General features: G+C 69.5%; 19 protein-coding genes. 13 read left to right on the top strand and 6 right to left on the bottom strand.

Translation table 11 applies throughout. The features are described from left to right. The first annotated feature begins 92 nt into the window (after positions 1-92). Entirely contained in the window at positions 93-1,814 is a 1,722-nt protein-coding gene (locus tag BLU09_RS12605; RefSeq protein ID WP_090489606.1) for a hypothetical protein, read from the top strand. A 16-nt stretch (positions 1,815-1,830) separates the two neighbouring features. Beyond that, positions 1,831-3,462 (top strand): cytochrome c family protein, encoded by a 1,632-nt coding sequence (locus BLU09_RS12600; protein ID WP_090489604.1) that lies wholly within the window; start codon positions 1,831-1,833, stop codon positions 3,460-3,462. Here BLU09_RS12600 and BLU09_RS12595 read toward each other — a convergent pair. Continuing rightward, positions 3,452-3,946 carry a GNAT family N-acetyltransferase gene (locus BLU09_RS12595; RefSeq protein ID WP_090489601.1) on the bottom strand — a complete coding sequence of 165 codons (495 nt, stop codon included), beginning with the start codon at positions 3,944-3,946 and terminating at the stop codon, positions 3,452-3,454. The genes BLU09_RS12600 and BLU09_RS12595 overlap by 11 nt on opposite strands. A 19-nt stretch (positions 3,947-3,965) precedes the next feature. On the opposite strand from BLU09_RS12595, the gene BLU09_RS12590 reads away from it, so the two are divergent. Then, entirely contained in the window at positions 3,966-6,626 is a 2,661-nt protein-coding gene (locus BLU09_RS12590) for a sensor histidine kinase (RefSeq protein WP_090489942.1), read from the top strand. A gap of 43 nt (positions 6,627-6,669) precedes the next feature. Beyond that, the gene (locus BLU09_RS12585; protein ID WP_090489599.1) at positions 6,670-7,503 is read left to right on the top strand and encodes a 3'(2'),5'-bisphosphate nucleotidase CysQ family protein; all 834 of its coding nucleotides are present in this window, start codon (positions 6,670-6,672) and stop codon (positions 7,501-7,503) included. Positions 7,504-7,525: 22 nt separating this feature from the next. Here BLU09_RS12585 and BLU09_RS12580 read toward each other — a convergent pair whose 3' ends face one another. Then, the gene (locus tag BLU09_RS12580) at positions 7,526-8,113 is read right to left on the bottom strand and encodes a GAF domain-containing protein (protein ID WP_090489597.1); all 588 of its coding nucleotides are present in this window, start codon (positions 8,111-8,113) and stop codon (positions 7,526-7,528) included. 131 nt (positions 8,114-8,244) lie between these two features. Beyond that, a complete protein-coding gene (gene mug / locus BLU09_RS12575) occupies positions 8,245-8,745 on the bottom strand; it encodes a G/U mismatch-specific DNA glycosylase (RefSeq protein ID WP_090489940.1) in 501 nt (166 codons plus the stop codon). A 231-nt stretch (positions 8,746-8,976) separates the two neighbouring features. Here mug and BLU09_RS12570 point away from each other — a divergent pair, with 231 nt between their 5' ends. The 3 genes from BLU09_RS12570 (at position 8,977) to BLU09_RS12560 (ending at position 12,116) form a co-directional block, all read left to right on the top strand. Next, positions 8,977-9,924 (top strand): 1-phosphofructokinase family hexose kinase, encoded by a 948-nt coding sequence (locus BLU09_RS12570; protein ID WP_090489595.1) that lies wholly within the window; start codon positions 8,977-8,979, stop codon positions 9,922-9,924. Between the two features lie 166 nt (positions 9,925-10,090). Beyond that, a complete protein-coding gene (locus BLU09_RS12565) occupies positions 10,091-11,494 on the top strand; it encodes an amidohydrolase family protein (RefSeq protein WP_090489593.1) in 1,404 nt (467 codons plus the stop codon). Positions 11,495-11,498: 4 nt separating this feature from the next. Continuing rightward, the gene (locus BLU09_RS12560; RefSeq protein WP_090489590.1) at positions 11,499-12,116 is read left to right on the top strand and encodes a cupin domain-containing protein; all 618 of its coding nucleotides are present in this window, start codon (positions 11,499-11,501) and stop codon (positions 12,114-12,116) included. Between the two features lie 4 nt (positions 12,117-12,120). Here the strand turns inward: BLU09_RS12560 and BLU09_RS12555 are convergent, their stop codons facing one another. Then, positions 12,121-13,410 carry a metal-dependent hydrolase family protein gene (locus BLU09_RS12555; protein ID WP_090489588.1) on the bottom strand — a complete coding sequence of 430 codons (1,290 nt, stop codon included), beginning with the start codon at positions 13,408-13,410 and terminating at the stop codon, positions 12,121-12,123. 58 nt (positions 13,411-13,468) lie between these two features. On the opposite strand from BLU09_RS12555, the gene BLU09_RS12550 reads away from it, so the two are divergent. Continuing rightward, entirely contained in the window at positions 13,469-13,777 is a 309-nt protein-coding gene (locus BLU09_RS12550; protein ID WP_186817889.1) for a hypothetical protein, read from the top strand. 7 nt (positions 13,778-13,784) lie between these two features. On the opposite strand, the gene BLU09_RS12545 is transcribed toward BLU09_RS12550, so the two are convergent. Next, on the bottom strand, positions 13,785-14,159 hold the full coding sequence (locus BLU09_RS12545; protein ID WP_090489585.1) for a DUF423 domain-containing protein: 375 nt from the start codon (positions 14,157-14,159) through the stop codon (positions 13,785-13,787). Positions 14,160-14,254: 95 nt separating this feature from the next. On the opposite strand from BLU09_RS12545, the gene BLU09_RS12540 reads away from it, so the two are divergent. From BLU09_RS12540 to BLU09_RS12530, 3 genes are all read left to right on the top strand, one after another. Further along, positions 14,255-14,920, top strand: coding sequence for an SET domain-containing protein (locus BLU09_RS12540; RefSeq protein WP_090489583.1), 666 nt, complete (start codon positions 14,255-14,257; stop codon positions 14,918-14,920). 261 nt (positions 14,921-15,181) lie between these two features. After that, positions 15,182-15,523, top strand: coding sequence for a hypothetical protein (locus BLU09_RS12535; protein WP_244171653.1), 342 nt, complete (start codon positions 15,182-15,184; stop codon positions 15,521-15,523). A gap of 101 nt (positions 15,524-15,624) precedes the next feature. After that, complete coding sequence (locus BLU09_RS12530; protein ID WP_090489579.1) at positions 15,625-16,566, top strand: acyl-CoA dehydrogenase family protein; 942 nt, start codon at positions 15,625-15,627, stop codon at positions 16,564-16,566. 173 nt (positions 16,567-16,739) lie between these two features. Here the strand turns inward: BLU09_RS12530 and BLU09_RS12525 are convergent, their stop codons facing one another. Further along, positions 16,740-17,465: a hypothetical protein gene (locus tag BLU09_RS12525; protein WP_140789707.1), complete on the bottom strand. Its 726-nt coding sequence runs from the start codon at positions 17,463-17,465 to the stop codon at positions 16,740-16,742. A gap of 88 nt (positions 17,466-17,553) precedes the next feature. Here BLU09_RS12525 and BLU09_RS12520 point away from each other — a divergent pair, with 88 nt between their 5' ends. Together BLU09_RS12520 and BLU09_RS12515 are read left to right on the top strand one after the other, a co-directional pair. Beyond that, on the top strand, positions 17,554-18,354 hold the full coding sequence (locus BLU09_RS12520) for a hypothetical protein (RefSeq protein ID WP_090489936.1): 801 nt from the start codon (positions 17,554-17,556) through the stop codon (positions 18,352-18,354). A 56-nt stretch (positions 18,355-18,410) separates the two neighbouring features. After that, positions 18,411-19,721 carry a M18 family aminopeptidase gene (locus BLU09_RS12515; protein ID WP_186817888.1) on the top strand — a complete coding sequence of 437 codons (1,311 nt, stop codon included), beginning with the start codon at positions 18,411-18,413 and terminating at the stop codon, positions 19,719-19,721. Positions 19,722-19,733: the final 12 nt, after the last annotated feature.

The following is a 19,733-nucleotide window of genomic DNA, read 5'->3' as shown; positions in this document are numbered from 1 at the left end:
GTTCATGAGAAGTGAAGTGGCGTCTTGCATAGACAGTCATTCATGCACGACAAGGGTTGCCGTCAATGGCTGTCGAAAAAGGAGCCCATGATATGGCAAAGCCTTCCCCCGATGGCGTGCATCGCTTCCTGGCCCCGGCGAACCAGATTGATTTTCCCGAGGACCCGACAGCACAGAAGAAGCTCAACGAGGCATGGAACTTCAACCTCACGGGCTTCACCGACCAGGGCATCACGGGTAACCCGTGGAACATGTCCAACTCCGCCAACAATACCTGGTATTTCAACCCCGCGCAGACGGACACGGCACAGGGGAGCTACGCCGCCATCCAGTGGAATGCGTTCCCCGGCCGTCTGGGTTTCTACTTCGGCGGGCAGGGTGGGACGAATGCCAAGGGGCTGGTACTGCCGGAGGAGGACCTGCTGGCCCTGGCGGACACGGGCCGGACGAAGGATGGAACGCCATTCTCGGACCTGCCGCAAATCACCAATCCCTGTTCCGGGGACGTGAGCCACTACGGCCCCTTCGGCCCTCGGGGCTGGCAGGACGAATACTGCGAATGGAGCGTCGAGCGCGACAGCCAGGGCAACATCCTCCGCATCGACTTCACGTGTGAGAATCCGGAGTACTGGAACACGCTGTGGGCGGTGGACCCGAACAAGGTGCTGGAGCTGTATCGCTCCACCCTGGGCAAGCGGCAGATCGCGCTGGAGGACCTGTATCTGATGGACCCGTCCACGGGACGGCCGGTGGAGGACCCGTCCACGGGACGCCCCGCGTACAACCCGCTCAACAGGTGGAACAGCGGGCCGGAGTCCACGGCGAGCCAGGGTGGCGCCATGCACCTGACGAGCACGCCCAACACGCTCCAGACGGAAATCGGGCTCGCGTCGGCCGCGACGGTGCCGCGTCCCGTGGGCAACTCCAATGCACAGACGCTCATCTGCTGCGCGCAGTATGGCCAGCCCGCCCGCAACAGCGACCCGCACATCGGGCTGTCCGTGAATCAGCTCGTCGCGCCGCCCAATCCGCAGCGGCCGTCGAACAAGGCCACCCTGGCCAATCCGCCCGGGCTCTACATCCAGATGCCAGACTTCTCTGGCTACCAGACGCCGGACCAGACGAGCGCGGCGGAGTTCTGGACCATCGTCCGAGGCACCTCGTCGCTGACGGACCCGGATGGCAGGCCCATGCCGGGCAACTACATCCTGCACGCCACCTTCCGGGTGCCGCCGAACAAGCGCTACACCGTCTCCGACATCACCATCAACGGCCAGAAGATTCGCTGGGCCGGGCAGGTGGCGCAGACCTTCCTCATGCAAATCACCGGCATGGGGCTGGCGCAGCCCTCCCGCGCGCCGGTACAGGACTGCGTGGGCGTGCCGTCCACGGAGCTGGCGCAGCCGCTACAGCTCTTCCATTCCAGCGTGTTCAGCGCCCTGGCCGGTACCCACGTGCCCAACTTGATGGGCGTGCCCATGAACCTGGCCAGCAACAGTACCCTGATTGCCCCGACGGTGAGGGCCGGAGACACGAATGTCCCCATGGTGCTGACCGCGCTGCTGCCCGACATCTCCGCGCTGCCGACTGTGGCCTTCGACGGGGGCGGCATCACCGTCCAGGTGCAGGACATGAAGTCGGTGGACTACGCGGTGCCCGGGAACACCTATCCCGGGCCGGTGGCGGCCATCCGCATCCTGGTCTCCGTGCAGGCGGACGCGGCGCCGGGCCCCCGGGGTGTCTTCGTCACCGGTGCGGGGCAGGCGAAGACACCGACGCCGTTCCCCGCGGCGCTGCACGTCACCTCCCGGTAGGCCCGCGAGCGTGCCCATGCCCGTGCTCCAGAATCGCGTTGGCGTCGCGTTGGCGTCGCTGTTGCTCGCCGCTGGCTGTGCCAGGGACAGGGCCTCCCGGGAAGCGCCTCCGGGGGGGACTGTTGCCCAGGCGGAGACGGGGGCTCCGGCTCCCGCCCGTGCAGCCCCCTCCGGCGCTCCACCGCAGTTCAACTGCGGCAGCCAGCAGATTCTGGAGCTCGGCCCGGAGGTGCCTCCGGACTTCAGCCAGGTGGTGGGCCAGGAAGACGCGAACTGCTTCGCCTGGCAGCAGTTCATCGCGTTGAACTGGCCCGAGTCCGGCATGGACGGGGGGACGGCTGGCTTTGGCACCCCCGGGGACCTGGAGCCCGTGCAATGGCAGACGTACATGAGCACCGGCCAGCTCTTCCTGCCGGACGGGGGCGCGCCTCCCGCCTGGGGCACGCAGGCACGCATCACGGATGCGTGTCTGGCGGAAGCGGGGCTCTCCGTGGCGCAGGCCCGGGAACGCCTGCCGTTGATGGTCGCGTCGAAGTTCGCGGAGAACTTCTTCCCGGGGAGCGCGAACCAGGCGTTCCCCTTCGACGGCTCGCCCGCGTGGCTGGGGGCGCCCGGTGACACCAACGTCTGGTACGACGTGAAGGTCAACCAGCCCGAATACGACTACATCGTCGACGCGGGTCTCTACAACGCGGCGAACCAGCTGGCCCTGGTGGATTCAGGCGTGCCCGTGGTCCTGCCACAAGGCGCGTACCAGCCAGCGCCCGGCTCGGTGGGCGCCATCGAGCTGAAGTCGGCGTGGATGGAAGTGGCCAATCCCTCCGACGCGCGCTGGAACACATACAAGCTGTCGCCGGCCGTCGTGGTGGACCCGTCGACGCAGCGGTGCCGGACGGCGACCGTGGCGCTGGTGGGGCTGCACATCATCCATGCCACCCAGTCCCAACCGTCCATCATCTGGGCCACGTTCGAGCACGAGGCGAATGCGCCGGACCAGGGCGCCGACGCGGGGACGGGCGCGTGGAACTTCTTCGATGCCGCCTGCTCGCCGCGCACGCTGACGGTGCCCGCCAACTGCGCGGCGGATGGGACGTCCACGGAGGTGACGGTGGGGTGCGAGCCCAACGTGCCGCCGCCGTACCACATTGGCGACGGCTGCCCGGGGCCCGTGCCCATCCAGGTGACGCGGCTGACGCCCATCGACCCGATGGCGAAGCGGGTGAATCAACTGGTCCAGCAGAACATCGCGACGCACTTCCCGGACTCGGTGTGGAAGCACTACGTGCTGGTGAACGTGCTCTGGTCCACCAATCCCAGCCCCAGCCCGACGAAGCCCGCGAAGGCGCCGCTGCCCTTCGCCGCGCCCACGCCCTCTGGTTCAGTGGCCATCGCCAACACGACCATGGAGACCTATATCCAGCGGACCGCGGACTTCGGCCAGGGGCCCCAGGCGAGCAACTGCATCGTCTGTCACCGGAACGCGACGCTCGCTGGCAAGACGGGCATCGCGTCGGATTTCAGCTTCGTCTTCGGACTGGCGCAGGGCCTGCCACCGTCCCAGGCACCGTCGCTGAAGTCCATGCGTCTGACGCCGAGCGAGAAGGCCGCGGTGGCCCATCCCCCGACGATGCGGCGAATCATTCAATAGCATCACGAGGGGGCGCCTCGCGCGTCATCTCCACCATGGTGGGGCGCCACCCCAGCTTCGCGAACAGGCGCTGCGCGGTCGTGTTCTGCGCGGCAGTGTGGAGGACGACGCGCGGCACCCCCAGGGCCGTCAGGCGCTTCATCATCTCCTCCGCGAGCAGGACGCCCACGCCCGCGCCACGGGCCTTCTCGTCCACCCAGATGTCATGGAAGCCGCCGCTGCGGTCCAGCAGGGCATTCCAGTCCATGCCTTCCACGCGGCCGTAGGCGTAGCCCACGACCTCGCCGTCCAGCTCCGCCACCAGGACGACCGCGTCGGGCTTCTTGGCCTCGCGGCCCAGCCACCAGCGGTAGCCCGACTCCACGTCGTCTGGGAGCATGAAGCGCGCGGCGTCGAAGGCGTGGTGTTTCCGGGCGAGCGCCGCGCCCATGCGCCCCAGGGCGGGCTCATCCGAGGGCTTGGCGGGACGGAGGGTGACAGGCATGGTGGCTCCTGGCGAAGGCATGGCCCCTTCCTATAACGGGCTTCTTCACCGAGCGACGGCCTCGTTGGAATGCGCGGCTTGGCGGCGTGGCCACGAGACAACATTGTTGACGAGGAAGGGCGCCCAGGAGTCGTTGGTGGACGGGAGGCACGCCAACGGGGAGGGCGCCTCGTTGCCTCCTTGCGTTGGACGCGACCCTCCCATGGACCACCTGGATGACAGGACGTGGATGTCGGCTCCGCTCGCCCGCGACGATGGCACGCGTCCCGGCGGGCATGCCTTCGCGGACGGCGAGGGCGGCATCCCGCTCGGCATCCTGGAGGCCGTCTTTCTCAACATGGGAGATGGCGTGACGGTGGTCGACCGGCACGGCCGGTTCGTCCTTCTCAACCCCATGGCCCAGCAGATTTTCGGCGCGCTGCCTCCGCCGGAGATGCCGGTGTCCCAGTGGTCGAAGTACTTCGGGCTCTACCTCCCCGACACCGTGACGCCCTATCCCGTCGAGACGCTGCCGCTCAGCCGTGCCCTGCTGCATGGCGAGGCGGTGGACCAGGCGGAGGTCTACGTACGCAACGCCCGCCACCCCAAGGGCCTCTGGCTGCAGGTGGGCGCGCGCGTGCTCACCGACTCGACGGGAGACGTATACGGCGCGGCGTCCGTGTTCCGGGACATCACCGCCATCAAGCAGACGGAGGCGGCGCTTCGTGCGGAGGAAGAGAAGTTCCGGAGCCTCTACAGGTACACGCCCGCGATGATGCACTCCATCGACGCGGAGGGCCGGCTGGTCAGCGTCAGCGAGTTCTGGCTGCGCACCCTGGGCTATTCGCGCGAGGAGGTCCTGGGCCGTCGCTCCGTGGACTTCTTCACGCCGGAGTCTCGCCGGTATGCGACCGAGCACGTCCTGCCCGTGTTCTTCGAGACGGGCGTCTGCAAGGACGTGCCGTACCAGATTGTGAAGAAGAACGGCGAGGTGCTCGACGTCCTCCTCTCCGGCATCTCGGAGCGGGACGCGTCGGGCCGGATGGTTCGGTCGCTGGCGGTGCTGACCGACGTGACGGAGCGCAAGCGCGCCGAGGATGCGCTCGCCGAGAGCGAGAAGCGGCTGCGCGCCATCCTGGACAATGCCAACGCCGTGTTCTTCATCCTCGACCGGCAGGAGCGCTACATCTTCGTGAACCGCGAGTGGGAGCGGCTCTTCCACCGCACGCTGCAGGAGGTCGCCGGGAAGTCCACGGCGGACATCTTCCCCGAGCCGCAGGCGGCGCGCTTCCACGAGACGAGTCAGGCCGTCTTCACCTCCGGGGAGCTCGTCCAGCGGGAGGAGTGCATCCCCCTGGAAGACGGCGTCCACACCCACCTCACGCAGAAGTTCCCGCTCATCGATTCGTCGGGCACGCTCTATGCGCTGTGCGGTATCTCCACCGATGTCACCGAGCTCAAGCAGATGGAGCTGGGGCAGCGCTTCCTGTCGGAGGCCAGCCAGGCGCTGGTGACGTCCCTCGACTCGGAGACCACGCTCCAGCGCGTGGCGGAGCTGTCCGTCCCCACCCTGGGGGAGCTGTGCGTCGTCTCCCTGTTGGGCAAGGACGCGGCGCTGCGCCCCGTGGCCGTCGCCGCCAGTTCGCCCGAAGGAGGCCGCACCGTTCGCGAGTTCCTCCAGGCCCATCCCCCCGTCTCCGGTCCGCGGGATGGCCCCTATGGGGTGCTGGAGACGGGACATTCCGAGTCGTCCCCGGATGCCCTGGGCCTGCTGGACCCGGATGGACTCCGAGACGAACGGTGGAGCGCGGTGAGGGCACTGAGCGCTCGGGCATCACTGAATGTCCCGCTGCGGGCGCGGGGCCCCATCCTGGGCGTGCTGTCCGTTGTCGCGGCGCATCCGGGGCGTCCGTATGGCCCACGCGAGCGCTCACTGGCCGAGGAGCTGGGGCAGCGCGCGGCCTTCGCCATCGAGAACGCCGAGCTCTATCGCAAGGCCCAGGAGTCCATCCGCGCTCGCGACGAGTTCCTGTCGATTGCCTCGCATGAGCTGAAGACGCCCGTCACCTCCATGAAGCTGCGTGTGCAGCAACTGACGCGGACCCTGTCTCGGCAGGAGTCCGGCCAGCTTCCCGTGGAGAAGGTGGCCGCTCTGCTGGATGTCTTCGGGGATCAGCTCCGGCGTCTGTCGCACCTGGTGGAGCACCTGCTGGACGTGTCGCGCGTCAACGAGCGCCAGGTGGACCTGCGGCGCGAGGACATGGACCTGGTGGCGGTGGCCCGGGACGTCACGGGCCACCTGCGGGGACAGATGGGCCGGGCGGGCTGCGTGTTCGAGCTGGTGGCGCCCACGCCGGTCCTGGGGCGATGGGACCGGCTCCGGATGGAGCAGGTGATGATCAACCTGCTGACCAACGCGATGAAGTACGGCGCCGGCAAGCCCATCCGCATGGAGGTGTCACGCGTCGGGGAGGGGGCCCGCATCCGCATCCAGGACCATGGCGTGGGCATTCCCCTGGAGGCGCAGCCGCGCATCTTCGACCGCTTCGAGCGCGCGGCGTCCCGCAACTACGGAGGCCTGGGGCTGGGGCTCTTCATCACCCGGCGGCTCGTGGAAGCGCACGGCGGGACGATTCGCGTCGAAAGCCAGCCGGGGAAGGGCGCCACCTTCGTCGTCGACCTTCCCCCGGAGGCTCGCTGAGCCGTGACTGGAGGAGGACGGAGGGGCAGACTTCGGCCACTGCATGCATCCGCTCGAAACCGAACTCGACATCGCCCGCCGCGTAGCCCGCCAGGCGGGAGCCATCCTCCTGGAGGTCTACGCCACGCCCTTCGCCGTCCATGACAAGGCGGGCGGCATGGGGCCCGTCACCGAGGCCGACGAGCGCGCCAACGCCTTCATCGTGGAAGCGCTGCGCGACGCATTCCCTTCCGACGGGGTCGTGGCCGAGGAGTCCGACAACACCTCCGGCGCGAGCCGCTTCGAGCGCTGCTGGTTCGTGGACCCCATGGACGGCACGCAGGAGTTCGTCAACCGCAACGGCGAGTTCGCCATCCATATCGGGCTCGCCATCGCGGGGAAGGCCACGCTGGGCGTCGTGTACCGGCCCGTTGGAGACACGCTGTACTGGGGCGTGGTGGGGCAGGGCGGCTTCGTGGAGGACGCGAAGGGGCGCCGCGCCCTGCGGGTGTCGGACACGGCGGAGCCGTCCGCGCTGCGGCTGGTGGTGTCCCGCTCCCACCGCTCGCGCCTGACGGACGCGGTGGCCCAGCGGCTGGGCATCACGCACGAGCAGGCGTGTGGCTCCGTGGGCCTCAAGTGCGGTCTGCTGGCGGAGGCCGCCTGCGACCTCTACCTGCACGTCAGCGACAAGAGCTATCGCTGGGACAACTGCGCGCCCGAAGCGGTGCTGCGCGCGGCGGGCGGCATCCTCACGGACCTGGGCGGGACGCCCTACGCCTATGACGGTTCGGAGCTCCAGAACCGCCGCGGCCTGCTGGCCTGCAACGCCGCCGCCTTCGAGCGCGTGGCGCCCGTGGTGGCCGGGTTCGCCCGCGAGGCCGGCATTCTTCGCTGAGGCCTCGCGGACGCCGCTCGCGTCAGGACGCCGTCGTCTCGCAGCGCTGGATGATGGTGCGCAGCTGGGACTGCACGCCGGAGAGCATGCTGCGCAGCCGCGCATGGCGGAGCGAGCCCGCGAGCGCGTTGGACAGGGCCTGGAGCACGGAGACCTCCGTCGGCGGCCACTTGCGCTCCGTCCGGCAGTCGTCGAAGCCCACGAAGCCCCACCACTCGCCGCCCACGGTGATGGGGCAGACCAGCAGCGACCGGATGTCCTGGGCCTCCAGCAGCTCCCGAGCGGGCGATGGGAAGGCACGGGGCGGTCCCTGGACGGCCTTGCCCGACGACAGCGGCGCGACCCAGGAGGGCATGACCTCCGCGTAGGGGACGTTCTGGAGCTCGGGGTTGTCCAGCTGCGCGGAGGCCGCGGACGCGGTCCACTCGTAGCGCTGGTTGCACAGCAGCTCGCCCGTGGGGCTGGTGGCGTTCTCGAAGATGTAGACGCGGTCGACGTCGAGCGCGACGCCTACCTGGCCCAGGGCCTCCGAGACTGTCGCGGTCTCGAAGCCGCGCTCCAGGAGTAGCTGCGATACGTTCATGATTGCTGCGAATGCCTTCGAGGCCATGGGGTCTGCTCCAGGTGGGGGCGCCTGTTGCGATGCAGGTCCGGGGGAACCTGGCGGGCAGCGTTGCATGCGGGAGCACCCGTGGGTCAAGGCACGGTGCGCGAGGCACCGCGAACTCGCACCGGGAGTCGTCAGCCCTGCTCCACGGCGCGTCGCAGCTCGCCGAAAAGGCGGCCCAGCGCGTCGAGTTGGTAGTGCGCGTTGAGCCCGCTGGGATTGGGCAGCACCCACAAGCGCGTGTCGCCCAGGCGCTCCGGTTGCGCGCCCAGCGCGGCCTTGGGACGGCCAAAGGCGATGCGGTAGGCGCTCACGCCCAGCACCGCGAGGAAGCGGGGCTGGTAGCGCGCCACCTTGGCTTCTAGCGCCTTCGCGCCCCGGGCCAGCTCGGCGGGGTTCAGCAGGTCCGCGGTGGCGGTGGCGCGGTCCACCACGTTGGTGATGCCGTAGCCCAGCGCGAGCAAGGACGCCTGCTCCGTGGGTTGGAAGGTGTGCGGGGTGATGCCCGCGGCATGCAGCGTGGGCCAGAAGCGATTGCCGGGCCGCGCGAAGTGATAGCCCACCACCGCGGAGTAGAGGCTGGGGTTGATGCCGCAGAAGAGCACGCGCAGCCGGGGCGCGATGACGTCCGGCATGGTGCGACCGGTGGCTGCGTCCAGCTCATCTCGCGAGGGGCGACGGAGCGGTGTCATGGGGGCGCATCTTCGCGAGCCTACCTGGGAAGGCAACCCCCCAGGGCCCCATGCACGGGGTGGGGTGTTGCCCGTGGGACGGAGCGGCGTGGGTGCTCGGATGGCTGGCGAATGCGCGCGGGGTGGGGCAGGCTCGGCCCTTTCGCGCCGATGCAACCCAGGAGACCCTTCGCGATGCCGCACATCGTCACCCTGACGCTCAACCCGACCATCGACGTGGCCACGTCCGTGCCGGAAGTCACGCCGGAGCACAAGCTGCGCTGTGGCCCCGTGCGCAGGGACCCGGGTGGGGGCGGCATCAACGTGGCGCGCGTGGTGCGTGAGCTGGGCGGTGAGGCCATCGCTGTCTACACGCGGGGCGGGGCCACCGGGAGCCAACTGGAGGAGCTCCTGGAGGAGAAGGGCCTGCTGCGCCGCTCCGTGCCGTTGCAGGACGCCACCCGGGAGAGCTTCACGGTGGCGGAAGGCACGGGCGCGCGTGAGTACCGCTTCATCCTGCCGGGGCCCACGCTGTCCGAGCGCGAGTGGCAGCGCTGCCTCGACGCGCTGGAGGACGTGGCCGTGGGCGCGGCCTTCATCGTCGCCAGCGGCAGCCTGGCGCCCGGCGTACCGGAGGACTTCTATGCCCGCGTGGCCCGGCTGGGGAAGCGCCTGGCCGTGCGCGTGGTGGTGGACACCAACGGTCCGCCGCTGCGGGCCGCGCTGGAAGAGGGCGTGTTCATGGCCAAGCCCAACCGCCGCGAGCTGAGGGACTTGAGCGGCGCGTCGGTGGAAGACTTCGCCACCCAGGCCGCCGCGGCGCGCGAGCTGGTGGCCCAGGGCCGCGCCGAAGTGCTGGCGGTGTCCATGGGCGCGGACGGCGCGCTGGTGACGACGCGCACCGCCCAGTTCCGGGCGACGCCGCCCCCGGTGCGGACGTACAGCTCGGTGGGGGCGGGGGACAGCTTTGTCGCGGGGATGACACTTGCGCTCGCGCGGGGGCAGTCCACTGAGGACGCGCTGCGCTGGGGCATCGCCTCCGGGACGGCCGCGCTGCTCACCCAGGGGACGGACCTGTGTTACCGGGCGGACGTGGAGCGGCTCTTCACCCAGGTGAAGGCGGAGCCGGTGTCGCGTCCGTAGGCCCCCCGCCCTCCGTGGGAAGGAGGGATTGTCCCTTCCATTCCCAAGAGTGGAGGCGGCGAGGCCGAATTCGGGGTGCGAGGTGGTGGCGGCGCGAGCATGTTGCCGGTGTACGAGCGGGCTGTCGGGGTGAGGGCCCGCGCTCCACGCTTCCGAGGTGACACGCATGAAGCATCCACTCCGCCATGCCTGGGGCCGGCTCCTTCTGGCCGGTGCCCTGACGACGGGACTGCTGGCCTGCCAGGGCCGACAAGGGCTGCGCAGCGAGGATTCGGAGAAGGTGACGGTGCTGCGGGGCGTGCGGGTCATCGACGGGCGCGGCGGTGCGCCGCTGGAGAACGCCGCCGTCGTCATCCAGGGCGCGACGCTTCAGCGCGTGGGGCCGGTGGATGAAGTGGAAGTGCCCGCCTCGGCCATGGTCATCGAGCTGCCGGGACGGACGGTGCTTCCTGGTCTCATCTCCAACCACTCCCACCTGGGAATGACGCGAGGCACGGATTCGGGCGGGCAGAACTACCAGCGCGACAACATCGCGCGGCAGCTCACGCAGTGGGAGTCCTACGGCGTGACGACGGTGACGTCGCTGGGCCTCAACACGCCGCTCGTCTACGGACTCCAGAAGGAGGTCGAGCAAGGCACGCTGCCAGGCGCCTCCATCCTCAGCGGGGACCAGGGCATCGGCGTGCCGGAAGGGGCGCCGCCGATGAAGGTCGTCGAGCATCAGCTCTATCGCCCCGCGACGCCCGACGAGGCGCGCCAGGACGTGCGCGAGACGGCGTCCCGCCACCCGGCGTTCGTGAAGGTCTGGGTGGATGACTTCGGCGGAACGGTGAAGAACAAGATGACGCCGGAGGTCTACACGGCGGTGATTGACGAGGCGCACCGGCAGGGACTGCGGGTCGCCGCGCACATTCATGACCTGGAGGACGCCAAGCGCCTGGTCGCGGCGGGGGTGGATGTGCTCGCGCACGGCGTTCGCGACAGGGAGGTGGACGCGGAGCTCGTGGACGCGATGAAGGCGCGGGGCACCTGGTACATCCCCACGTTGGGCCTCAATGAGTCGTTCTACATCTACGCCGAGGGACCGGCGTGGATGGCCGACCCCTTCTTCCGCCGCGCGCTGTCACCCGACCTGGCGCGCCAGTTGGATGACCCGGCGTGGCGCGCCAGCGTGCTGGAGGACGGGAAGACCGCGCCGGTGAACAAGCAGGCGCTGACCATCAACCTGAAGAACGTGAAGACGCTCCACGACGCGGGCGTCCGGATTGGCTTCGGCACGGACTCCGGCGCCACGCCCGTGCGCATCCCGGGTTTCGCCGAGCACCGCGAGCTGAAGCTGCTCACGGAGGCGGGCCTCACGCCGTTGCAGGCCATCCAGATGGCCACGGCGAACGCGGCGGAGTTGCTGGGGTTGAAGGACCGGGGCGTCATCGAAGCGGGGCGGCGGGCGGACCTGGTGGTGGTGCAGGGGAACCCTTCGACGAACATCGACGACCTCTCCCGCATCGAGTCGGTGTGGCACCGAGGCAAGCAGGTGCCGGGGCCCACCGCGGCCCCCACCCAGGAGTGAGGCGATGACGCGACTTCAGCGCCGGTTGCTTCGCGGCGCCCTGGCCACCACCTTCCTGCTGGGAGCTCCGGGCATGACACAGACGACACTCCAACCGTCCACGTCGAAGGTGCAGCAGGCGGCATCACCTGAGCGGCTGCTGTTCAAGGATGACGGGATGACGCCGAACAGCCGCTTGCCCACGCTCGTCTATCGCGGCGTGACGCTGGAAGGGGACAAGGCGAGCGCGCTGGAGAAGCTGTTCACCGCGAATGGCTGGCCGGCGCGCTGGCGGTACACCGTCTATGACTTCCACCACTACCACTCCAATGCGCACGAGGTGCTGGGCGTAGCTTCTGGCACCTCGCGGCTGAAGCTGGGCGGCGAGTCCGGGCAGGAGGTCACCGTCCAAGCCGGCGATGTGCTGGTGCTCCCCGCGGGCACGGGCCACCGCCGGTTGGAGGCCAGCGGGGACTTCCTGGTGGTGGGCGGCTACCCGGAGGGGACGGGCGACTACGATTTGCAGCGCCCGGAGAAGGCGACGCACGACGCCTCCGTCCAGCGGATTGCCCAGGTGCCCCTGCCCGGGGCGGACCCGGTGACGGGCAAGCAGGGCGTGTGGTCCTCGGCCTGGAAGCCGTAGCGCCTCAGCGGTGCTCCACGGCGACCGTGCCGCCCTTCATCACCCAGCGCACCTTGCGCAGGGTGGTGATGTCCTTCGTCGGGTCGCCCTCCACCGCCACCAGGTCCGCGAGCAGCCCCGCCTTCACCTGGCCCAGCTGGTCCTCGCGGTGGAGCATCGCCGCGTTGCTGGAGGTGGCGGCCTGGAGCGCCTGCGCGGGCGTCATGCCGTAGGCCACCATCAGCTCCAACTCACGCGCATTCTCCCCGTGGGGGAAGACGCCGGAGTCTCCACCCGCGCACATGGGGACGCCGGCGCTGAGGGCCGCGCGGAAGGTGGCGCGCTTCTGTTGGAGGTGGGCGGGCTCCGGGTCCACGCCGCGCTTGTAGCCGCGGTGTTCAAACATCGCTGCGCTGGCGGCCAGGGTGGGGCAGAGGTAGACGCCCCGCTGGGCCATGAGGCGGAACACCTCGGCGGTGCCTTCGTCCCCGTGCTCGATGCTCTCCGCGCCGGCCAGCACCGCGCGGCGGATGCCCTCCGGCGTGCTCGCATGGACGGACACCGGGCGGCCACTGCTTCGGGCGGTGTCGACGATGCGCTTCAGCTCCTCCAGGGAGAAGGTGGGGCGGGCTTCCTGGTTGGGGCCCCAGCGGTAGTCGCCGTACACCTTCACCCAGTCCGCGCCCTGGCCGATTTGTGCGCGCACCACCCGGGTGAGGGTCTCCACGCCGTCCGCCTCTTCCGCGCCCTGGGGGACGTGCCACTCCGAGGCGAAGCCCTTGGGGCCATAGCTGCCAGTGGCGACGATGGCGCGCGTGGCCACCAGCAGGCGCGGGCCGGGGATGATGCCCTGGTGGATGGCCTGCTTGAGGCCGACGTCCGCGTCGGCCGCGCCCTCGGTGCCCAGGTCCCTGGCGGTGGTGAAGCCCGCCGCCAGCGTGGCGCGGGCGTGGTTGGTGGCGCGGGCCACCCGCAGCGCCAGCGACTCCTTCAGCACCTGGTCGTTCCAGGACGCCTCGTTGTACGGATGGAGGAGCAGGTGGGAGTGGCCCTCGATGAGGCCGGGCAGCAGCGTGGTGCCGCTCAAGTCAACGGACGTGGTGCCCTGGGGGACCTTCACCTTGGCTTCCGGCCCCGCGGCGGCGATGCGGTCGCCCGTCACCAGGACGACCCATCCCGAGTGCGGCCTGGCGGTGACACCGTCGAAGACGCGGTCGGGACGCAACAGATAGGACGCTGGTGGGGCGGTGTGCGTCGGTTCGGCAGCGGTCGCCACGGTGGTGGCGAACAGCGAGACGAAGAGGAAGGCGCGCATAGGCAGGGGAGCGAGCAAGCTCGGGCGGCGGGAAGGCCTGGGTGTTAATTCGACGGGCATGGCTTTCCAAGACCGCTCGAACGCACTGCAGGCGCTAGAGGCCGAGTTCCAGGCGGAGAAGGCCTCCTCGCTTCGGAAATTGGAAGTGAAGCTGGAGGAGACGCTGCGGGAGCTGTCCGAGGTCGAACGTCAACTGCGGTCCCTCCGGACCGCCGACCGGCGCGCGCAGCTTGCCCGGCACCAGGCCCTGCGCAAGGAAGCCGAGCACCAGCGCTGGTGCTTCATGGTGCAGCGGGAGGCGTGCGGCTTCGTCAACCACGACGACCTCGACCGGTACTACCCACTCCCCCCGTCCTGGAGGGAGTGAGCGGGGCTCAGTTCGTGGTGCGCCAGGCGGCCACCGCGAACAGGAGCCAGCCGGCGAGGAAGCCCAGGCCCCCCAGCGGGGTGATGGCTCCCAGCACGCGCACGCCGGAGAGGGCGAGCGCGTAGAGGCTGCCAGAGAACAGGACGATGCCCACCAGCATCGCCCAGCCGGCGCCGTTGAGCAGGGACGAGGGGCGGAAGTGTCCCAGCAGGCCCACGGCCAGCAGGGCCAGCGCGTGGTACATGTGGTACCGCGCCCCCGTCTCGAAGATGACCTGGAGGTCCTGGGGCAGCCGGCTCTTCAGGGCATGCGCGCCGAAGGCCCCCGCGCTGACGGAGAGGAAAGCGTTCACGGCACCCAGGACGAGCCACCACCGCATCATCGTTCGCCTTTCATCGGAAGTCGGACTGGTGCACGCTACACCGCCGCAGCCGGAGCGTCCTGGCCGACATCAACACCTGGGGCGCTCACAACAGAATGACCTCACCCAACTTCATTCCTTCAACGAAGCCGCTTCCCTTCGAGCTGCACCCGTCGTCCATCCAGGGCCAGGGTGCCTTCGCCATCCGCCGCATCCGCAAGGGCACGCGCATCATCGAGTACCTCGGTGAGCGCATCACGCAGGCGGAGGCGGACGTCCGCTACGACGACGAATCGATGGCGCGGCACCACACGTTCCTGTTCAACCTCGACAAGAGGACGGTGCTGGACGCGGGGACGATTCACAACGAGGCGCGCTACATCAACCACTCGTGCGCGCCCAACTGTGAAGCCCTCATCGAAAAGGGCCACATCTACATCTACGCGCTCACCTCCATCGAGCCCGGTGAGGAGCTGGTGTACGACTACGGCTACGAGCGCACCGAGGACATGGGGCCCGAAGCCGAGGCGCTCTACGTCTGCCGCTGCGGCGCGCCCAATTGCCGGGGCACCATCCTGGCCCCGGCGAAGAAGGCGCCGGCCCGGAAGTCGTCGGCCAAGAAGGCGAAGACCTCGTCGACGTCGAGAAAGAAGTCTGTGTCGAAGTCCCGGGGCAACAAGGGCGCGGGGGTCAAGAAGGCGGCGGGGAAGAAGTCATCCGCCGGTACCCGCAAGTCCACCCAGCGGCGGGCGAAGTCGCCCAGCCGTAAGCGCGCGAGCTGAGCTGCGCGCAGGCTCCGGCGCCCTCCCAAGGAGGGCGCCGCAGTGCCGGCTGTGCGTGCCGTGATGGTGCTGGGCACGTATGGGGCTGCGCATTGACGGTGCGCTCGTGGCCTCTTGCGTTCTCTGCCGAAACATTTTCCGAGCTTCATGAACGGAGCCAATTGCATGCGGGCCGTCGTACTCGCTTTCGTTGTGGCGCTGATGTCATCTGGATGTGGGAGCGGCGCTCTGAGTGCCATCCGAGGGAAGGCTGCGCAGGACATGGCCTGTCCGGAGAAAGACCTGGCAGTCAATCCTGTCTATGATTACGCCGGGGCTCCGAACGAGTCGGGCGCGTACTATGCGGAAGGCTGTCAGAAGCTTCGGCGCTACGAGGTGGGCTGCAACGCCTTTGGGTATTGCCCTGATCCTCATGGGGTCGACATCCAGGAGCTCCTTCTTCGCCAAGCGGCCTTCGACCTGAAATGTGAGCAGGACTCGATATCAACCCAGCGGCTGAATCGTGACACGTTTGGCGCGAGAGGCTGTGACCAGCAGGCCAGCTACATCCTGCTGTGCGGTCGCCGCAGCTGCCGCGTGGTTCAGAATACCCAGAGCCAGTAAGACAGCCCTGAGGAGTCCTGGGGGGAGGGAGCGGTGGCTGCTCGACCCTTCATGCAAGAACGGGTGGACGCGCTGGTGAGGGTCGCCAATAGACTCCCCCCGTGAACGACGTCCTCCACTTCCTGCTCACCGCACCCGCCGAGCCCCAGGTCCTCGATTCCGTCGACGCCTGGTGGCGCCAGCACCTGGGGCTGTCCTCCCGCTTCTCCTCGCCCGCGGACCTGGCGCTGGCCGGGGGCTTCGTCGCCGACAGGTTGGGGTTCGCCTTCGCTTCTGGCTACCACGCCGCGCACCGGCGCCTGTTTCCGGAGCTCCCGGCGGAGCGGACCATCGCGCTCTGTGCCACGGAGCCGGGTGGCGCGCATCCCAATGCCATCGAGACGCGGCTGACGGATACCGGCGCGGGCCCACGCTTGTCAGGCACCAAGACGTTCGTCACCCTGGGCACGCGCGCGGAGCTGCTGCTGGTGGTGGCGTCGGAGGGGCAGGACGCCCAGGGCCGCAACCGCCTGCGCATGGTGGCGGTGGACGCGAAGCGGCCCGGTGTGCGGCTGAGCGCGCTCCCGGAGTTGCCCTTCATCCCCGAGGTTCCCCACGCGGAGCTGTCCCTGGAGGACGTGGCGGTCGCCTCGGGGGACGTGCTTCTGGGAGACGGTTACGCGCGCTACCTCAAGCCCTTCCGCACCGTGGAAGACTGCCACGTCCAGCTCGCGATGCTGGGCTGGCTGCTCCAGGTCGGGCGCCGCAGCGGCTGGCCGGACGACGTGCGCGAGGAGCTGTCCGCCCTGGCGGTGATGATGCGGGGCCTGTCCCAGTCGGACCCGACGGCGGCGTCCACGCACGTGGCCCTGGGCGGAGGGCTGGCGCTCACCAAGCGCGCGGTGCTGGAGCGGTGCGAACCCCTCTGGGCCGCCACGGATGCCATCACACGAGAGCGCTGGGCTCGGGACCGCGTGCTGCTGGGCGTCGCTGGCAAGGTGCGCGCGAAGCGGCTGGAGGCGGCCCGGCAGCGCATCCAAGAGGAAACGGGGCGAAGCGGCTGAAGGTTGGGGCGCACCCGCTGCCGGGGATTGCTCACGCGGCTCTGGCGGAGCGCTTCGATGCGGCCCGGCCGCGCGAGCCAGGCCGTGGGGCAGGGCGCGCTTGAAAGGCGAAGGGCCGGGCCTCCGCGAAGGAGGACCCGGCCCCGGTGCTCACCGCGACGCGGTGGCGGTGCTCAGTACCGGCCGCCGCCCACGGCGGAGACGATGGCGGAGAGGACGCGGTTCTCCACGCCCCACACGGCCTTGTTCAGGCCCTTGATGCCGGCGCCGCGCAGGTAGTCGGTGAAGTCGTGCAGCGCGGTGGAGCGCTGCATGCCCTCGCCCTTGGCCGCGTAGAGCAGCGGCGTGTTGGGGGCGCCCGTCAGGCCCAGGTCCGGCACGGCCTCGGACAGCTTCTGCGGGTCGATGCCCGTCGCGGCGGACATCATCGCCACCGTGAACTTGTGCACCGGCAGGTCGCGCACGTTCGGGACCTTCTTGTAGACCTTCGCCTTGGTCTTCTCGTCGCTGGCGAGCTGGTCCAGCGACACGTTCGCCATGGCGATGAGCTGCTCGTTCGTCACGTGCTTGCTGTCGAGGATGGCCCGGCTGAACAGGCTGGCCGCGGTGTCACCCTTGATGGTGATGTTGTTCGCGTCGGGGTTCGACTGGAGCCGCGAGACGATGGACTGCACCGCCTTGCCCACCTCGGTGTCCGGACCGCCGCGCCACGCACCGGGAATCGGCTGGGCCGCCGCGGCCGGACGGGCCCGGGCCGCGCCCTCGAAGGAGTTCACCTGCGTGTGACCCACGGCGGTGGCCCGGGCCACGTTGGCCGCCTGCTGAGCCGCCGGCTGGGCCCGCGCAGGCGCGGTGGTGGGGTTCGAGATGACGCGGGGGCGGCTGTCGATGCGGGACATGGCCTGGGGGGCTCCGGGAAAAATCAGCTTGTCGGTGATTATCGCAAGACAGCTGTAAAGGTTGCGTGGGGCGATATGTTCCACCGCAATGAAGGCCTTTCCCAAAGAGTTCGCTGACTGGCTGACCCCCCGGGGTCGCCGCATCCTCGACGGCAAGGAGCGTGACGTGGTGGGCGCGCTGCTCGACCCGGCGCGTCCCTTCGTGTCACTGCAAGGTGTCATCGACCCACGCCGTGCCGCCGCATGCCGCGATGCGTTGGACGCGGCGATGCGCGAGACGATGGTGCCCATGGAGGATCCGATTCCAGCGGACTCCATCTCCGGGCAGACGATGAACTACATGGAGCTGCTGCCCAAGACGGTGCGGGTGAGCACGGCGCTGCTGGAGAGCCGCCGCTCCCGCTCGTGGCGCGCGGCGGAGTCCGTGGGGCTGACGGACATGCTGCGCTCGGACACCTTCGCCGGGTTCGCCGCCGCGGTGACGGGCCGGGCGCTGCGGCGCAAGTGGGGCATCCAGGCGCTGTGCTACGGACCGGGGGACTACTCCGGGCCGCACAACGACCACCACCCGGAGGAGCCCGAGGCCCGGGACGGCTACGTGGACATGCACGTCAGCCTCACGCTGCCCGGCGTGGACCACCAGTACCTCATCTATGCCCAGGACGGGCACTTCACGCAGATGACCCCCGTCAGCACCGTGGGCGGCATCACCGTGTACCGGCTGCCCTTCTGGCACTACACGACGCCGCTGCTGGCCCGGAAGGGGAAGGAGGAGACCTCGCGCCGCTGGGTCCTGTTGGGCACCTTCCTGGATGCGGCCCCGGGGGCCCGGCCCGCGACCACCATTCTCCCCGCACAGCCTCCAGCGAAACGCCTGCCCGCCCGGTAGGCCGGTGACTTTCGGGAGTGGCGGCGGGGCCGGACGGCGTTAGCTTGGGGCGCCCTATGAGCCCCATCGACACCGACGCCCTGGCTGGAGACCTCCTCGAGTACATCGACGCCTCGCCCACGCCGTACCACGCGGTGCGCGAGTCGGCCCGCCGTCTGACGCAGGCGGGCTACCGCCAGTTGGACGAGCGCGAGCCCTGGACGCTGGAGCCGGGCGCGCGCGTGTTCATCACCCGCGGCGACACGAGCATCGCGGCCTTCCACCTCGGCACCCAGCCCGTGGACCGGGCGGGCTTCCGGCTGGTGGGCTCGCACACGGACTCGCCCAACCTGCGAGTGAAGCCGAACGCGGCGGTGACGAAGAACGGCTACCAGCAACTCGGCGTGGAGATTTACGGTGGGGTGCTGCTGCACACCTGGACGGACCGGGACTTGTCGCTCGCCGGCCGCGTCATGGTGATGGTGGAGGGCCGCCCCCAGCGGCACCTGGTGGACTTCCGCCGGCCGCTGCTGCGCGTGCCCAACCTGGCCATTCACCTCAACCGTGGGGTGAACTCGGACGGGCTCAAGCTGAACGCACAGGAGCACATGGTGCCGGTGCTGGGCCTGGAGCGCGCGGGCGTCGCGGAGCTGCAGGGGCTGCTGCTGGAGGAGTTGGCCAAGGGCGGCGTGAAGGCGCAGGCGGGGGACATCCTCGGCTACGACTTGTGCCTCTATGATTTGCAGCCGTCCATCCGCTCGGGCGCGCACGGCGAGTTCCTCCACGCGCCGCGCCTGGACAACCTGGCCAGCTGTCACGCCAGCCTGTCCGCGCTGCTCTCCAGCAGCGAGTCGCGTGAGGCCACCAGCGGCGTCATCCTGTTCGACCACGAAGAGGTGGGCAGCCGCAGCGCGCAGGGCGCCGCGTCACCCTTCCTGCGCACGCTGCTGGAGCGCCTGACGCTGGCGCACTCGGACGGCAAGCCGGACGCGTTCCACCGCGCCATCGCGCACTCGTTCCTGGTGAGCGCGGACATGGCGCACGCCATCCATCCCAACTATCCGTCCCTGCACGAGCCCAAGCACCAGCCGCACATGGGCGCGGGCCCGGTCATCAAGTCGAACGTGAATCAGTCCTACGCCACGGATGGCGAGTCGTGGGCCTTCTTCACGGCGCTGTGCCGCGAGGCCGGCGTGACGCCGCAGCACTTCGTCACCCGCACGGATTTGGGCTGTGGCAGCACCATTGGCCCCATCTCCGCGGGCCAGCTCGGCATCCGCACGGTGGACGTGGGCAACCCCATGCTGTCCATGCACTCCATCCGGGAGATGGCCTGCGCCACCGACGTGGCGCAGATGGTGGCCGTGCTCAGCCGCCTCTTCGCGTAGTCCCGCGGGTGC

It is taken from the genome of Myxococcus virescens (assembly GCF_900101905.1).
GTDB lineage: Bacteria > Myxococcota > Myxococcia > Myxococcales > Myxococcaceae > Myxococcus > Myxococcus virescens.
Note: the sequence above shows the minus strand (reverse complement) of the source record. Positions and strands in the feature narration are given on the sequence as shown.

Excerpts from the sequence above, each read along its gene's own strand:
- BLU09_RS12605 (WP_090489606.1), top strand. The coding sequence starts at position 93 with ATGGCAAAGCCTTCCCCCGATGGCGTGCATCGCTTCCTGGCCCCGGCG.
- BLU09_RS12600 (WP_090489604.1), top strand. The coding sequence starts at position 1,831 with ATGCCCGTGCTCCAGAATCGCGTTGGCGTCGCGTTGGCGTCGCTGTTG.
- BLU09_RS12595 (WP_090489601.1), bottom strand. The coding sequence starts at position 3,946 with ATGCCTGTCACCCTCCGTCCCGCCAAGCCCTCGGATGAGCCCGCCCTG.
- BLU09_RS12590 (WP_090489942.1), top strand. The coding sequence starts at position 3,966 with ATGGCCCCTTCCTATAACGGGCTTCTTCACCGAGCGACGGCCTCGTTG.
- BLU09_RS12585 (WP_090489599.1), top strand. The coding sequence starts at position 6,670 with ATGCATCCGCTCGAAACCGAACTCGACATCGCCCGCCGCGTAGCCCGC.
- BLU09_RS12580 (WP_090489597.1), bottom strand. The coding sequence starts at position 8,113 with ATGGCCTCGAAGGCATTCGCAGCAATCATGAACGTATCGCAGCTACTC.
- mug (WP_090489940.1), bottom strand. The coding sequence starts at position 8,745 with ATGCCGGACGTCATCGCGCCCCGGCTGCGCGTGCTCTTCTGCGGCATC.
- BLU09_RS12570 (WP_090489595.1), top strand. The coding sequence starts at position 8,977 with ATGCCGCACATCGTCACCCTGACGCTCAACCCGACCATCGACGTGGCC.
- BLU09_RS12565 (WP_090489593.1), top strand. The coding sequence starts at position 10,091 with ATGAAGCATCCACTCCGCCATGCCTGGGGCCGGCTCCTTCTGGCCGGT.
- BLU09_RS12560 (WP_090489590.1), top strand. The coding sequence starts at position 11,499 with ATGACGCGACTTCAGCGCCGGTTGCTTCGCGGCGCCCTGGCCACCACC.
- BLU09_RS12555 (WP_090489588.1), bottom strand. The coding sequence starts at position 13,410 with ATGCGCGCCTTCCTCTTCGTCTCGCTGTTCGCCACCACCGTGGCGACC.
- BLU09_RS12550 (WP_186817889.1), top strand. The coding sequence starts at position 13,469 with ATGGCTTTCCAAGACCGCTCGAACGCACTGCAGGCGCTAGAGGCCGAG.
- BLU09_RS12545 (WP_090489585.1), bottom strand. The coding sequence starts at position 14,159 with ATGATGCGGTGGTGGCTCGTCCTGGGTGCCGTGAACGCTTTCCTCTCC.
- BLU09_RS12540 (WP_090489583.1), top strand. The coding sequence starts at position 14,255 with ATGACCTCACCCAACTTCATTCCTTCAACGAAGCCGCTTCCCTTCGAG.
- BLU09_RS12535 (WP_244171653.1), top strand. The coding sequence starts at position 15,182 with ATGGCCTGTCCGGAGAAAGACCTGGCAGTCAATCCTGTCTATGATTAC.
- BLU09_RS12525 (WP_140789707.1), bottom strand. The coding sequence starts at position 17,465 with ATGTCCCGCATCGACAGCCGCCCCCGCGTCATCTCGAACCCCACCACC.
- BLU09_RS12520 (WP_090489936.1), top strand. The coding sequence starts at position 17,554 with ATGAAGGCCTTTCCCAAAGAGTTCGCTGACTGGCTGACCCCCCGGGGT.
- BLU09_RS12515 (WP_186817888.1), top strand. The coding sequence starts at position 18,411 with ATGAGCCCCATCGACACCGACGCCCTGGCTGGAGACCTCCTCGAGTAC.